The organism is Streptomyces sp. M-16 (assembly GCF_052114405.1).
Lineage (GTDB): Bacteria > Actinomycetota > Actinomycetes > Streptomycetales > Streptomycetaceae > Streptomyces.
This window is the reverse complement of sequence record NZ_JBFRER010000017.1, coordinates 1-13,868: the sequence shown is the minus strand read 5'-3', so window position 1 is coordinate 13,868 and position 13,868 is coordinate 1. Positions and strand designations below refer to the sequence as shown.

General features: G+C 74.0%; 10 protein-coding genes and 1 tRNA gene. 8 read left to right on the top strand and 3 right to left on the bottom strand.

Annotated features, from left to right (window positions below; translation table 11 throughout):
- The first annotated feature begins 136 nt into the window (after window positions 1–136).
- The 6 genes from AB4039_RS10615 (at window position 137) to AB4039_RS10590 (ending at window position 8,293) form a co-directional block, all read left to right on the top strand.
- Window positions 137–1,369 carry an FAD-dependent oxidoreductase gene (locus AB4039_RS10615; RefSeq protein WP_266844696.1) on the top strand — a complete coding sequence of 411 codons (1,233 nt, stop codon included), beginning with the start codon at window positions 137–139 and terminating at the stop codon, window positions 1,367–1,369.
- Window positions 1,370–1,443: 74 nt separating this feature from the next.
- Window positions 1,444–2,286, top strand: coding sequence for a hypothetical protein (locus AB4039_RS10610; RefSeq protein WP_442270559.1), 843 nt, complete (start codon window positions 1,444–1,446; stop codon window positions 2,284–2,286).
- A 130-nt stretch (window positions 2,287–2,416) separates the two neighbouring features.
- The gene (locus AB4039_RS10605) at window positions 2,417–4,153 is read left to right on the top strand and encodes an alpha/beta hydrolase (protein WP_442270558.1); all 1,737 of its coding nucleotides are present in this window, start codon (window positions 2,417–2,419) and stop codon (window positions 4,151–4,153) included.
- A gap of 828 nt (window positions 4,154–4,981) precedes the next feature.
- Window positions 4,982–6,217 carry a glycosyltransferase gene (locus AB4039_RS10600; RefSeq protein ID WP_266844692.1) on the top strand — a complete coding sequence of 412 codons (1,236 nt, stop codon included), beginning with the start codon at window positions 4,982–4,984 and terminating at the stop codon, window positions 6,215–6,217.
- Window positions 6,218–6,333: 116 nt separating this feature from the next.
- On the top strand, window positions 6,334–7,536 hold the full coding sequence (locus AB4039_RS10595; RefSeq protein WP_266844691.1) for a cytochrome P450 family protein: 1,203 nt from the start codon (window positions 6,334–6,336) through the stop codon (window positions 7,534–7,536).
- Window positions 7,537–7,621: 85 nt separating this feature from the next.
- Window positions 7,622–8,293, top strand: a complete 672-nt coding sequence (locus tag AB4039_RS10590; protein WP_266844690.1) for a TetR/AcrR family transcriptional regulator — start codon at window positions 7,622–7,624, stop codon at window positions 8,291–8,293.
- 151 nt (window positions 8,294–8,444) lie between these two features.
- Here AB4039_RS10590 and AB4039_RS10585 read toward each other — a convergent pair whose 3' ends face one another.
- Window positions 8,445–10,616 (bottom strand): hypothetical protein, encoded by a 2,172-nt coding sequence (locus AB4039_RS10585; protein WP_442270557.1) that lies wholly within the window; start codon window positions 10,614–10,616, stop codon window positions 8,445–8,447.
- Window positions 10,617–10,799: 183 nt separating this feature from the next.
- On the opposite strand from AB4039_RS10585, the gene AB4039_RS10580 reads away from it, so the two are divergent.
- Together AB4039_RS10580 and AB4039_RS10575 are read left to right on the top strand one after the other, a co-directional pair.
- Window positions 10,800–11,750, top strand: coding sequence for a virginiamycin B lyase family protein (locus AB4039_RS10580; protein WP_442270556.1), 951 nt, complete (start codon window positions 10,800–10,802; stop codon window positions 11,748–11,750).
- 355 nt (window positions 11,751–12,105) lie between these two features.
- On the top strand, window positions 12,106–12,837 hold the full coding sequence (locus AB4039_RS10575) for a hypothetical protein (protein WP_266844684.1): 732 nt from the start codon (window positions 12,106–12,108) through the stop codon (window positions 12,835–12,837).
- 59 nt (window positions 12,838–12,896) lie between these two features.
- Here AB4039_RS10575 and AB4039_RS10570 read toward each other — a convergent pair.
- A tRNA-Trp gene (locus AB4039_RS10570) sits at window positions 12,897–12,971 on the bottom strand.
- Window positions 12,972–13,099: 128 nt separating this feature from the next.
- Window positions 13,100–13,459, bottom strand: coding sequence for a hypothetical protein (locus tag AB4039_RS10565; protein ID WP_266844683.1), 360 nt, complete (start codon window positions 13,457–13,459; stop codon window positions 13,100–13,102).
- Window positions 13,460–13,868 lie beyond the last annotated feature (409 nt).

Sequence of the window (13,868 nt, the reverse complement as noted above, 5' to 3'; positions counted from 1 at the left end):
CCTCCACGCGACTCGTCACCTCGGGCCGAAGGCCGCCCCGACGGCGGAGCCCGGCGCCGCCGGTACCGCAACCGGCTCTCCCCGTGCGGTATACGTCTCCTGGGGCTCGCCCGATCCCCGCGAAGGAGGTGGCGGTGTGGAGCGTACGACGTGCTGCGTCGTGGGAGGCGGGCCGGCCGGGATGGTGCTGGCGCTGCTGCTGGCGAGGGCCGGGGTGGAGGTGACGGTGCTGGAGAAGCACGGCGACTTCCTGCGCGACTTCCGCGGTGACACCGTGCACCCCTCCACCCTGTCGCTCCTCGACGACATCGGCCTCGCCGAACGGTTCGCCCGACTGCCCCAGCGCCGGGTGACCTCGGTGCAGCTCCCCATCGGGCCGGACCGGTCCCTCGTCACGGTCGGGAACATCGGCGCGCTCCACGGGAAGTACAACTACATCGCGATGGTGCCCCAGTGGGACCTGCTCGACCTGCTCGCCGACGAAGCGGGCCGGGAGCCCTCCTTCCGCCTGCGCATGGACACCGAGGCGACCTCCTACCTCACGGAGCGCGGGCGGGTCACGGGCGTGCGCTACCGCACCGCGGACGGCGGCACCGGTGAGCTCAGGGCCACCCTCACCGTGGCCTGCGACGGCCGGGGCTCCCTGGCCAGAACCCTGCCCGAACTCGGCCTGGAGGACTTCCCCTGCCCCATGGACGCCTGGTGGTTCCGGCTGCCGCGCCACGAGGACGACCCCAGCGGACTCGTGGGCGGCCTGGGCGACCGGTTCTTCACCGCGCTGATCGACCGCGGTGACTACTGGCAGTGCGCGGCCCTCATCCCCAAGGGCACCGACGCGGAGCGGCGCGCGGAGGGCCTGGAGCGGTTCATGACCCGGTTCACGACCGCCGTTCCGTGGCTGGCCGGCCGGAGCGACGCCGTCACCTCCTGGGACGAGGTGAAACTCCTCGACGTACGGCTCGACCGCCTGCGCCGCTGGCACCGGCCGGGGCTGCTGTGCATCGGCGACGCCGCCCACGCGATGTCACCCGTCTTCGGCATCGGCATCAACCTCGCCGTGCAGGACGCGGTGGCCGCGGCCCGTCACCTCGTGCGTCCGCTGCGCGAGGGCACCGTAGGACTCCACGACGTGCGCCGCGTCCAACTCCGTCGCTGGCCGACCACCGTGGCGACCCAAGGCCTCCAGCGCCTCGCCCACGCCCAGGTCATCCAACCGCTGCTGGCGGGCCGCACCGCGTTCGGCGATCCCCGGCGGGCCAAACGGATGACGGAGCTCGTCACCGACTCGCGGTGGCTGAACCGGATCCCCGCCTACTTCATCGGATACGGAGCCCTGCGCGAGCGCCCCCCGAAGGAATCGCTCCGCTGAACCCAACGAAGAGAGTAATGAGGCTGTGACCTGGGGCTATTCAGTCGACGCGGGCTGATCACTAGGGTTCATGGGTGCCGAACAACCATGAGATGCCCAACGGTCGCAGCGGCCGGGACGACGATGAGTGGAATGACTTCGTCCGCCGGTTCGAAGCGGAAGGAGCGGACGGAACGAATGGATCCGCTCTGCGGCCCGCGCCCCGGCCCAGGCGGGTGTGGCCGCGGAACCTGGCGCTGGCGCTCGCGGCGGCGGGCGCCACCCTCGCCGTGCTGAAGTACACCGGGTCGTCCCCCTACGAGGGCACCGCCGCGCCCGCTCAGACCGCGTCCACGCCCACCGGGGCGGCCCCGGCCGCGCCGTCGACCGCGCCGAAGCGGGGCGCGCAGGCCGCGGTCATCGACACGCGGCCGATGACGCCGCTCGCCGACCTGTTCCCCGCGGAGGTGAAGGGCGCCTCCGGTGCCACCTTCACCCGGCTGGGCTCGAAGGCGTTGGAATCCTGCACGGAGCCGGGCARTGTCGGACCACGGCTGGCCGCCATGATCAAGGACGGCGCGGGTTGCGTCGGCGAGCAGATCGCCTTCTACAAGGACGACCGGAACAACCAGTTCAACATGGCCGTCTTCACGATGAAGGACCAGCGGGACACGCTGCGCGTGGTGACCGAACTGGGGATGGCCTTCGACGACTACCAGGTGGCGGTCCAGGCCCCGCCCGCCGGCTCCGGCCTGCCGGCCCTGCCCGCGGACAGCGGGCTCGTGCAGTCCTTCTCGGGGTACGGCCGGGTCATGGTGGTCGCCCTGGGCCAGTGGTCCGACGGCCGCACCGCCGACTTCCAGCGGCTCGTGGACGGCATGAAGCCGCTCCACGACGAGGTGGCCCGGAGGGTGGGCGCCCACGAGGGCACGGGCTGAGGCACCGTCCGACCCGCCGGGCCCCACGGTGGGAGGCTGTCCTTGCCGCTCGGTCGAGCGCGGGCGCCACACGTTCCCCCGATCCCGTGTGCCGCCCCTGTCGCGACGCAGGACAGAGGGAGTTCGCCGTATGCAGACCCGGTGCACGCAGACCCGCTCGGCCGATGACCCGCGCAGACGAGTGGCGTGGGCAACGGCCCTCGTCCTGATCGCGGTCACCGCACTCCTCGGGAGCACGCCCGGGGGCGCCACGGCGGCGCCCCCGGCCGCCGTCCTCCCCGTCCCCGTCCCCGCCCTGTCCTGGGGCCCCTGTGAGGGGGAGGCCGGCGACGCCCCGGGCGACGGCTTCCGGTGCGCGACCGCCCGGGTGCCACTGGACTACCGCCACCCCACCGGGCCCACGATCCCGCTCGCGGTCACCCGGCGGCTCGCACCCGACCGGACCCACCGCACGGGCGTCCTCGTGCTGCACCCCGGCGGACCCGGCACCTCCGGTGTCGACTTCACCCGTGACAGCTACGACGCGCTCCCCGCCTCCCTGCGCGACGCCTTCGACGTCGTCGGGTACGACATGCGCGGGGTGGGGCGCAGCGGACAGGTGGAGTGCTGGAACGACCGGGAGTACGCCGCCGCCGTCGATGCGGCCCGCGGCGTACCCGGCCCCGGGGCCCTGCGGGGCGCCGTCCGCCAGGGCCTGGACTTCGCGAACGCCTGCCGGCAACGGTCGGGTGACCTCGTACCGTTCATCGGCACCGGCTCGAACGCCGGGGACATCGACCTGCTGCGCCAGGCCCTCGGCGAGGAGACGCTGACCTTCTACGGCCGCTCCTTCGGCAGCTACGTCGGCACCGTGTACGCGGCCCGGTTCCCCCGGCGCGTGCGCGCCATGGTCCTCGACGGGGCCTACGATCCGCGGCGCTACGCCGAAGTGCCGTACGCCTACGACGCCGCGCAGTTCGAGGCCCTCGACGCGGCGGTCGGCCGGTTCCTGGACTGGTGCGCGCGCAAGGCCACCACCTGCGGATTCGGCGAGGGAAATCCCCGACGGGCCTTCGACGCGCTCGAACGGGACCTGGACGCCCACCCCGTCGTCACCGCGAGTGGACGCCGGGCGACCGGCTACACCCTCGCCTACCGGCTGATGTTCAACATCAACTCCGGCAAGGAGGTCTGGCCCCACCTGGGACAGGCCCTGGAGGCGGCCCGGACGCGCCGGCCCTCGTTCCTGCTGAACCCGCCCTCACCCGCGTCCTTCGACTTCCTCAGCGCCAACCTGGCCGTCGAATGCGCCGACCGGCTCTACCCGTCCGGCCGGCCGCTCCTGGGCGCCCTGGTCGGCGCCCACACCGCCACCGCCCCCCTGCTGGGACCCCCCATCGGCCTCGGGCCGCCCACCTACGACCACAACCACGCGCCCACCTGCGCCCAGTGGCCGGCGGAGCGCCCGAGCCGTTACGAGGGCTCCTACCGCGCCGCCGGCTCGGCCCCGATCCTGGTCCTCGGCACGACCGGCGACCCGGACACTCCCTATCGGGACGCCGTGGCCCTCGCGCGGACCCTCGACAACGGCCGCCTGTTGACCTTCGCCGCCGAAGGACACACCGCCTACAACCGGAGCGAGTGCGTCAGCACCCTCGTCACGGCCTACCTCGCCACCCTGGCCCTGCCCGCACGGGGCACCGTCTGCGCGGACGAGACGCCCCCGGAACCGCTCGCCCGCAGCACCGCGGGCATCGAGGCCGACGAGACGCACGACAGGATCCCCACCCCGATGACGACGGCGCCGGGCGCGCCGTCGGACAGGGCGTACACCGGTGCGTGGACGCCGCGGGCCGCGCACCCGGCGACACCCGCGGCACCCGGCTGATCCCGGAGAGGGCCGGGGGCTACTGCTGCGGCCTCGACGGGGCCGACGGCCCCAACATGGCCTGCGATGCGTGCGGCCTGCCCGTGGCGAGCCGGATCGACGACTGCTCGCTCTGGCAGGCGGTCTGGCTCGCCCCGGACGCCGTGCGCCGCCGCCCCGTCGACGGCGCCGACGCCCTACCGCTGTCCTGGACGGAGCTGCTGACGGAGGGGAAGGGCACGCCCCCGTTCGAGCCGATCACCACATGGGGAGCGCGGCGGGGGTCGAACCACTGGTGGTCGTGGAGCCCGCGGTGGGAGGCGGCGGCCGGCCGGGCCCCCGCCCACCTGCTGGCGGCCCCGGAAGGCCGGCCGGTGGCCATCCCGGACGGCCTGGTCGAGGAGGTGTTCCGACGCGCCCTCGACGCCCTGCTGCCCGCGGGACCGCCCGTGCGGCGCGCCGTCCTCGCGGGACCGCGACGACCCGCCCCCACAACGCCCCCACCACCCGCTGCGGGTCGACCCGGGAGCGTTCGAGCACACCCTGGTGCGCCTGCCGGCCGTCCGTGGCACAGGGCTGCGCGAGATCCTCGACAACCTGACCCACCACACGCGCGCCCGCATCTTCCAGCGATGCCGCCGACCGCGGTCGGACTCAACGCGGGGGTGCCGTCAGGTCCCGGAGGCGCGGCGCGGAGCCCGGATCCGGGGTGACCGTGGCGAGGGTGGCTGGGACCAACTCCCCTCCCTCTTCAACGTATAGCGCACCGGGGGGCTTGCGGCAAGACCCCGGTCATCCCGGAGAATCGGCGGCCGAAAGCCAATGACCTGCGGAAACGGGAGTCGCGAAGTGCGTGTGTTGTTGACGGCGTGGGGATCGCGCGGGGACGTCGAACCGATGGTGGCGCTGGCGGTGGAACTGCGGGCGCGGGGTGCGGAGGTGCGCGTGTGCGCGCCGCCCGACGAGGAGTTCGCGGCGCTGCTGGCGCGCGTCGGGGTGCCGCTGGTGCCGCTCGGCCCGACGGTGCGCTCGGTGGTGGCCGGTACGGAGCCGCCGACGGCGAAGGACGCGTTCCGGCTCGCCCCCGAGCTGGTCGCCGCGCGGTTCGACGCCCTGACCGCGGCGGCCGAGGGGTGCGACGTGCTGGTGGCGGCCGGTCTGATGCCGGCCGGCGCGCGGGACGTGGCCGAGAAGCTGGGCATCCGTTACGTGTACGCCTGCTTCCACGTCTTCGGCATTCCGTCGCGGCACTTCCCGCCCGGGTCCCGGCCGGGCACGGCGTCCCCGCCGGACGAGACCGACAACCGGGTGCTGTGGGAACAGGACGCCCAGAGGGTGAACGCGCTGTACGGCGAGGCGGTGGCCCGCCATCGGGCGTCGATCGGTCTGCCACCGGTGGACAACGTCCGCGACCACGTCTTCACCGACCGGCCGTGGCTGGCGGCGGACGCGACCCTGTGCCCGTCGCGGGGCATGACGGACCTCGACGTCGTGCAGACCGGGGCGTGGATCCTGCCCGACGGCCGTCCGCTCCCGGAAGGGCTGCGGGCGTTCCTGGACGCCGGCGCACCGCCCGTGTACGTGGGCTTCGGCAGCATGGCCGCGCACGCACCGAAGGACATCGCCCGAGTGGCCACCGAAGCCGTCCGCGCGCACGGCCGCCGCGTGCTCCTGGCCCGCGGCTGGGCGGACCTCGCCCCCATCGACGACGCCGCCGACTGCTTCGTGGTCGGCGAGGTCAACCAGCAGGCCCTGTTCCCCCGGGTGGCGGCCGTCGTGCACCACGGGGGCGCGGGCACCACCACGGCGGCGGCGCGGGCCGGCGCCCCCCAGGTGGTGGTCCCCCGGATCGCGGACCAGCCGTACTGGGCCGGACGGGTCGCCGAGCTCGGCATCGGCTCGGCCCACCACGACCCGGCGCCGACCGTCGAATCGCTGTCCGCCGCGCTGTCCACGGCCCTGACCCCCGAAACCCGTACGCGGGCGCGGGCCGTGGCCGCCACCCTCCGCGCCGACGGGGCGGCCGTGGCCGCGGGACTGCTGCTCGACGCGGCCGGCCCGGAAAGGCCGCACGCGTCCGCTTGACCCGCACGCGTCCGCCGGACCTGTCGCCCTTAACCGGGGAGTGCTCCCCGCTTCGTGTTACCGTTCCCCACATGAAGCGGGGACATCTCCCCGTTTACCGACAGGGAGGAACTGCCATGCCCGCCCCGACGCTTGAGGAACTCGCTCCCGCGGGAGTCGACGTCATCGCCGACCCGTACCCGGCCTACGCCGCACTGCGCGAGAAGGGCCACGTCCACCGCATCCACGTGCCCGGGACCGGTGACGTGTGGCTCGTCCTCGGACGCGACGAGGTGCGGGCCGCGCTGACGGACCCCCGCCTGCGCAACGACATACGGCACTCCTCGTCATGGGAGAGCGACGGCGGCAACGCCATCGGTCTGAACATGCTGCAGACCGACGCCCCCCGGCACACCCGCCTGCGGTCCCTGGTCGCACGCGAGTTCACCGCCGGCCGGATCGACGCGCTGCGGCCGCGCGTCCGGCAGATCGCCGACGGCCTCCTCGACGCCTTCCCCTCGGCCGGCACGGCCGATCTGGTCGCCGGATACGCCCTCCCGCTGCCGCTCACCGTCATCTGCGAGCTGCTCGGGGTTCCCTCCGGCGACCGGCACCACTTCCACGCCTGGTCCACCGAGCTCGTGGCGCCGACCTCGCCCGCCGCGGCCGCCGCGGCCGGCGGGGAGATGGCCGCGTACTTCGCCTCGCTGATCGCAGCCAAGGCGGGCGACCCCGGGGCGGACCTGATGAGCGCCCTGGTCCGCGCCTCCGCCGAGGAGGACGGGCTCTCGCCCGAGGAACTGCTCGGGATGGCCTTCCTCCTGCTCGTCGCCGGACACGAGACCACCGTCAACCTGATCTCGGGCGGCGTCCTCAACCTGCTCCGCCACCCGGACCAGCTCGCCGCGCTGCGGGCCGACGCGAGCCTGCTCGACGGCGCCGTCGAGGAAGTGCTCCGCTACGACGGGCCCGTCGCGGCGGCGGCCTTCCGGCACGCCGCCGAACCGGTGGAGATCGACGGGGTCCACATCCCCGCGGGCGACAGCCTCATGCTCTCCCTGGCCTCGGCTTCCCGCGACCCCCGGTACCACCCCGATCCCGACCGCTTCGACATCCGCCGCCCGGCCCGCGGGCACCTCGCGTTCGGCCACGGCATCCACCACTGCCTGGGCGCGCCCCTCGCCCGCGTCGAAGGCCGGATCGCCCTGGAGACGCTGCTGCGCAGGATGCCCGACCTCGCCCTGGCCGGTGACCCCGATTCACCGGAGCGCCGTTCCAGCGCCATGCTCCGGGGCGTCGCCGCGCTGCCGGTGCGCTGGTCGCGGCGGCTCGATGCGTGACGCTCCGCGCGGGGCCGCTAGCATCCGTACCGGACAGCGATCCCCGGTACATGCGTACGCGCCGCCGGCGACACGAGGAGTGGACATGACACCGGGCACCCAACGGCCCGCGCCGGTACGGCGCGACGCACTGCGCAACCGCGAGCTGCTCCTGGCCGCCGCGCGCAAGGCCTTCGCCGCGGAGGGCCTGGAGATCCCCCTCGACGAGATCGCCCGCCGGGCAGGCGTCGGCAACGCCACCCTGTACCGCAACTTCCCCACCCGCGCCGCCCTGATCGACGCGGTGTTCCAGGACGCCCTGCTGGACACCATCGCGGCCGGAGACGAAGCGCGGCGCGCGGCGGACCCGTGGGCCGGGCTGGCCGGCTACCTGGAGGCGGTCTTCACCGTACTGGCCACCGACCGCGGTGCGAACGACCTGATGACCACCGCCATCGAGGGCGTGACCTCCCTGGATTCCGTCCACGCCCACAACCACGAAACCATCACCCTGCTGGTGGACGGCGCCCAACGGGCCGGCGCCATGCGCCCCGACATCACCGTCGAGGACGTGCTCCTGGGCCTGGCCACGCTCGGACGCTCCGTTCCCTCCCTCGCGGTCGCAGGGCCCCCGCACGCCTGGCGCCGGCAACTGGCGCTCTTCCTCGACGGCCTGCGGGCCGGGGAGCGCCCCACGGCGGAGCTGCCCGCCCCGGGCATGACCGCGCAGGACCTGGCCGCCGTCCTCCTCGACCTCGGCCCCCACCGCCAGGGCTGAGGGGGAGGTCCCGGGAGGGGGACGAACGCGACGACGCCGGGATGCCCTGGGGCACCCCGGCGCGACGTCGAGGGCGAGGAAAGCGGAGGGGCTATTTCAGGTAGTGGAGAAGGAAGCCCGTCCATGGCCTCGCCGAATCGAACGCTATCAGTCAGCCGGGGATCAGGACACGGAGATTTTCCGGCGTGACGACCACGGAATCCGTGTGCAGCCCGTCCGGACGTTCCAGGCCGATGTACGTGACCGGCCCGTCCGGAACCGTCTTGCCGTCCCACACCGTGACGGCCGTGGCTCCCTCGGCCATCAGCCCCGTGAGGTACCGCACCGTGAGGGGCTCGCGTTCGACGAGGGCGCGCACCAGCACCGCGACCGACACCCGGTTCCCCTCGACCATGTTGGCGTTCGGGTTCCCCCGGAGGTACAGGTGGAGCCACTTGGCGCGCCAGCGGCCGTCGTCCCCGCGCACGAACGCCAACGGCAGCGCGACCCTGCCGGGGCCGCGCAGCTCCGACTTCATCCGTACGGTGCGCGGCTCGAAGGGGCGGCCCTCCTGATCGGCGTCGCGCAGCATGAAGCCGAAGAGCGACTCCTCGGTCTCCTCGAAACCCTCTCCCGAGTAGATGTTGACCTGCGGGACGATGAACGTGCCGCGCACGGCGTCCAGACGCAGGTTGATGAACTCCGAGGCGCCGTCGGGCGCGTCCGTGATGTCGCCCGAGTGCTCGCCGCCGAGATCGGTGAGGGCGGTGAACGACAGCCAGGACAGGGTCTCGTACGAGGCGTCCAGCATCAGCGCCGACAGATCGTAGTCGGTGCTGCGGCTCGTCTGCTTCCAGTGGACGAAGAAACGCAGCAGTTCCCCGTCGACCGGTGAGAGGGAGCCGCGCGGCAGCACCCCGAGACCGGCGGCCGTCGCCCTGCCGCTGAGCGGGAGCGCGACGTCGAGGACGTCCGGGTCGATCAGCAGGTGCCCGGCCTGCGGAAGACGGCGCCGCGTCTCGGCGTCCAGGACTCCGATCAGCCGCTCGCGCTCGCGCGACGGCACGGGCGCGCGGTCGTCCGTGGCGACCCAGGCCCGACCCTGGCGGTTGACGAAGACACGGCGCCCGCCGAGTTCGTCCGCGCGGTTGTGGAAGTGCTCGCGCACCGCCAGCAGGACCCGTCCGGCCACCTGCGGAACGCTCTGTTCGACGGCTGCCACGACCGCATCGCGCTCGTCCTGGGTGCGGCAGGCGCGCAGCAGCCGGTCCAGGGACCGCAGCAGCCGGCCCGGGGCGGCCGTCAGCAGCCGCGCCGCCCCGGTGACGTCGTCCGCTGCGAGCAGCTCCTCGACCCTGCTGTCGAACGACCGGGCCTCCTCCTCGCCCCGCGCGACGGCGAACACCCGGCCGGCGTGCGGCCAACGCGGGTACTCGTGCGGGTGGAGGCGCTCGCCGAGGCGCTTGAACGCCTCGCGGTGCGCGGTGACGTCGGCGAGCTTGGCCGGAGCAGCAGCCACCACCGTGTCCAGGCAGGCGAGCAGGGCGCGGCGGACCGGCCTGGACAGGGACCGCAGCCGGGTCGGCTCCACCAGCGTCACGTCGCCGCCCGACAGCGCGCAGGCCAGCCGGAGCACATCGGTGACGGTGTCCACGAGGAGGTCCGCGCCGGCTTCGAGGCGGGCCAGGTTGACGACGGCGCGGTTCTCCCGGACGGGGATCGCCTCGGGCCGGGGGCCGTCGACGCAGTGCCCGGCGAGCGCGGCGAGGTCGCGCAGGCCCTCCTCGCCCAGCGGAGTGGTGCTGCCCGCCAGCGCCAGGTACAGGGCGGTGACCTCCTCGTCCGGGGTGCCGCCCGGGTGCAGGACCGTGACGCGGTCGCCCGCGGCGGCGATCAGCTCTTCGTGCGCCGCGAGCATCTCGGCATGCGTGTGCCGGTAGTTGCCGTACGACGGGAGGGTCAGCAGGTCCACCACACCCGTGCGGAGCCGGGCGAGCGTACCGTCGCGCGAGGCGTCGTCGGCGAGCGCCTCGGCGACGCACCGCTCCCAGAAGTCGGCCGTGTCCGGCACGTTGGCCGGGAAGTCCACGAAGTAGACGTTGTGCCGTACGTGGTCGCCCACCATCTCGCGGACGGTGTCCAGGGTGCGCGCGGCGGTGTCGAGGACCGTTTCGGCGGACAGCCCCGACAGCCGCTCCAGCAGGGCGCCCGACAGTTTGAAGCCCACGGACATCAGCGCGGCGTCGAACTGCCGCGCCGCGCCGCCGCCCTGGCCGAGGGGGCCGTGGGGGACGGGAAGGCGGTGGGTGTGCCGGACGACCAGGCGTTCGAGGGGGTGGATCATCCGGGCATGATCCCAGAACCGCACGGGGCACACCTACACGTTTTCGAACGCGCCCGTGCATTGGAGTGGCCCGCGGCGCGGCCGGTGGCGTGGCTTCCGCCCGGCCCGCGGCGGCTGCCTAGGGTCGTCCCGACCCGACCGGTCCGACACGCGGCCGGCCCTTTCGGAACAGGTGGGTGAAACGTGGCACGCGTCACGGCCGAGTCGCACGTCCCCGAACCCCAGGCGCCCGCCGGCCGCACCCGGAGGCGGCTGATCCGGCGTCTGGCCTCCTTCGCCGGAGCGCTGCTGCTGTGCGCGCTGCCCGCGCGAGCGGCCGGCGCCGACCGGCTCCACGACGTGGGCCCGCACACCGGACCGCCGCTGTACGTGTCCGACTACGGCAACAACCGCGTGGTCACGCTGCCCGCCGACGGGGGCGGCCAGAGCACCCTCTCCCTGGACGGCCTGGTCCGCCCGACAGGGCTGGCCTGGGACCGCACGGGCAGCCTCTACGTCTCCGACACCGGGAACAACCGGGTGGTGCGGTCGACCCCGGACGGCAGCGGCCAGTCCACCGTGCCCACCGAAGGCCTCTCGCGCCCCCTGGGCCTGGCCGTCGGCTCCGCCGGCGACCTCTACATCGCCGACAGTTTCAACGACCGCGTCGTGAAGGTGCCGGCCGACGGCAGCGGCCAGACCACCGTTCCCACCAGCGGGCTGCTGCACCCCTGGGGGCTGGCCCTGGAACCCGACGGGGACCTGTACGTCTCCGACTTCGTCAACGACCGCGTGGTGAGGGTGCCCGCCGACGGGAGCGGGCAGTCCACCGTCCCCACCAACGGCCTCTCGCAGCCCACCGGCCTGACCCTGAGCGCCGCGGGYGACCTCTACGTCTCCGACAGCGGCAACAACCGCGTGGTGCGGATCGCGGCGGGAACCGGCGAGCAGACCACGGTGCCCACCACCGGCCTGAGCAGCCCGCTCGGCCTCGCCCTCGACCACCACGGCGCCCTCTACATCGCCGATGCCTTCAACAACCGGGTCGTCCGCGTCCGCCTCTCCGACGGCGCCCAGACCACCGTGAACTCCACCGGCCTGGCCACCCCGACCGGCCTCGCCTTCCCTCCGCGTTCCGCCCGGCCGGCGCCGTAGTGCCGATCACCCGGGGCGGCGGAGTCCGTTGCGGGTGACCGGGCCGACGCGGGCGCCCCCCAACGGTCCTTCGTACAGCCGTACTTCCGTACGGCTGTACGGGGACGCCGGCCCCGGCCCTGTGGGTGGCTCCCCCGGGGGCACCTCCCTCCGTCGGCCCGACGACCTGATGTCATAGCCTCCAGGTGCCCGGCCACAGGCCCGGTCGTCAACGCCCACGTGCCCTCGCGCCCGCAACGGCGCCGAGCGGGACCGGGCGACCGAGCGGGAGCACAGTCGGGCTGTCGGGCGTTGGAGCGTGGGAGGAGCGGTCTCGTTGGACATACCGCGCCACCCGAGGGAAGAGGAGGATCCGATGAGCACGGCCGACGAGGGACGGCAGTGGCCGGACGAGGCCAGTGTCGACAACGCGCGCACGACGCTGCTGCAGCTCCTCGCGCGGGCAGGGGTCCCTTCCGGCGACGCGCGGGAGCTGATCGGGCTGGTGGAGGCGGGCGCCCTCGCCCTGGCCTACGAGGAGCTCGGCGGCAGCGGCCGCGAGGCTCCGGGGGACAAGGGCGAGGAGTACGCGACGGGCTGGCTCGACGGCGCCGGGGACACGCTGGAGGAACTCGGCGCCGTCGCCGAGCGGACGCTCCAGCGGGTCGTCGGCCAGGACGGGCACCAGGGCCCGGCGGGGGAGCGCCCGCGGGCCGGGCGCATGGAGGTGGAACGGGCACGCGTCGCGCTCACGCCCCTGTACCTGTCCTTCACCGCGGTCTCGGAACTGGACCCGGAGGTGACCGAGGAGGTGCTCGCCGCCGTCCTCGCCACGATGACGGTCCGCCAGCGGGCCGGCTACGCCGGGCGGCTTACGCGGTTCGCCGCGGCCCACCGGCCCCGACTGGAGCGGATGTTCGCGGCGTTCGGACCGGACAGCGCCATCACGGTGCACGGCCGCTACTCGCTCCTCCACTCCGCCACGAGCCTCGCGGTGCTGGAGCGGCTCGCGACCGTACCTGGGGAACTGCGTGAGGAATGGGACGCGGCGGAGCTGCCACCCGCGTGGCTCGACGGGCTGACCACCGCCTGGAACGCCCCGGCATGACCGCCGGCCGGCCGCTGCCGGGGAGCTTGGACGCGAAGCCTCCCGGCCGGCCGGAGGGACGGAGCCGACCGGATTCGAACCGGCGTCCTCGCGGTTTTGGAGACCGCGCGCGACGACCTCTGCGCTACGGCCCCGTCCGTCCGGCATCGTAAGCCACTGCGGGACCCGCCCCTTCCGGCGCCGCCGAGGAGGGTGGGTTCCGAGGCCGCCCGGCAGGCCCGCACCGCCCCTGCCGCCTCCCCGACGGTGCCGAGCCCGCGCGTCACCTGCCGTACAGGAAGAAGCGGGCGGGGACGAAGACCTCGTGGCCGGTCGGGAAACGGACACGCACCCCGTCCTGCGTCCACGTGGTGGATTCGATTCCGTCCTTCCCCAGAGCGGTGTCGACGTCCACCCAGTGCCCGTAGGTCCCGACGGATTCCCTGCCGATCACCATCCGGTAGGAGTGCCGCCCGGACAGGGTGTGGCTGTGCACCAGTGCCAGCGAGTGCGGTACCCCGTCCTGGTAGAGCACCGCCGAGGGAGCGGTGCTGCGGTACGTCACCTCGGTCCGCGGCCACCACAGGACCGTCATGACGACGGCGGTCAGCACGACACCCGCCACGCCGCCCAGCAGCGCCATGCCGATCGCGGCCCTGCGGCGGCGCCCCGCGGTCGGATGGGGTCGGTGTGCGGCGAGCGTATCGATGATGCCCCTCCAGGGTCGGCGTCCTCCCGGACCGGCTGACCGGGGACGTCTCTGCGTGTAGGACGCGGAGCCGGGCCGATCGGTTGTGGTGGTGAGGGCGGGGCGGCCCCTGCCGGTTCGCCGCCACGCACAGGGGTGCGCACGGTGACACCGGGTGAGGTTCGGGGGGTCCGGCGGTGAGCCGTCCCATAGGGCCCAGGTCACATACGAAGCGGCGTCGTAGTACCCGGACGGCCCGTGCGCACCCTCCGGGACCGGCTCCCGGGCGGTGTGACGGAGGGGGCCGGTGGGTCCCCTGCTGCGAGGGTCGGTAGTAGGTGGGGTCTTTGCCAGGGGGTCGGGG

What these genes read in the sequence shown, in the direction of transcription:
- AB4039_RS10575 (WP_266844684.1), top strand. Translation starts at nt 12,106, where the DNA reads ATGAGCACGGCCGACGAGGGACGGCAGTGGCCGGACGAGGCCAGTGTC.
- AB4039_RS10595 (WP_266844691.1), top strand. Translation starts at nt 6,334, where the DNA reads ATGCCCGCCCCGACGCTTGAGGAACTCGCTCCCGCGGGAGTCGACGTC.
- AB4039_RS10605 (WP_442270558.1), top strand. Translation starts at nt 2,417, where the DNA reads ATGCAGACCCGGTGCACGCAGACCCGCTCGGCCGATGACCCGCGCAGA.
- AB4039_RS10565 (WP_266844683.1), bottom strand. Translation starts at nt 13,459, where the DNA reads ATGGCGCTGCTGGGCGGCGTGGCGGGTGTCGTGCTGACCGCCGTCGTC.
- AB4039_RS10585 (WP_442270557.1), bottom strand. Translation starts at nt 10,616, where the DNA reads ATGATCCACCCCCTCGAACGCCTGGTCGTCCGGCACACCCACCGCCTT.
- AB4039_RS10590 (WP_266844690.1), top strand. Translation starts at nt 7,622, where the DNA reads ATGACACCGGGCACCCAACGGCCCGCGCCGGTACGGCGCGACGCACTG.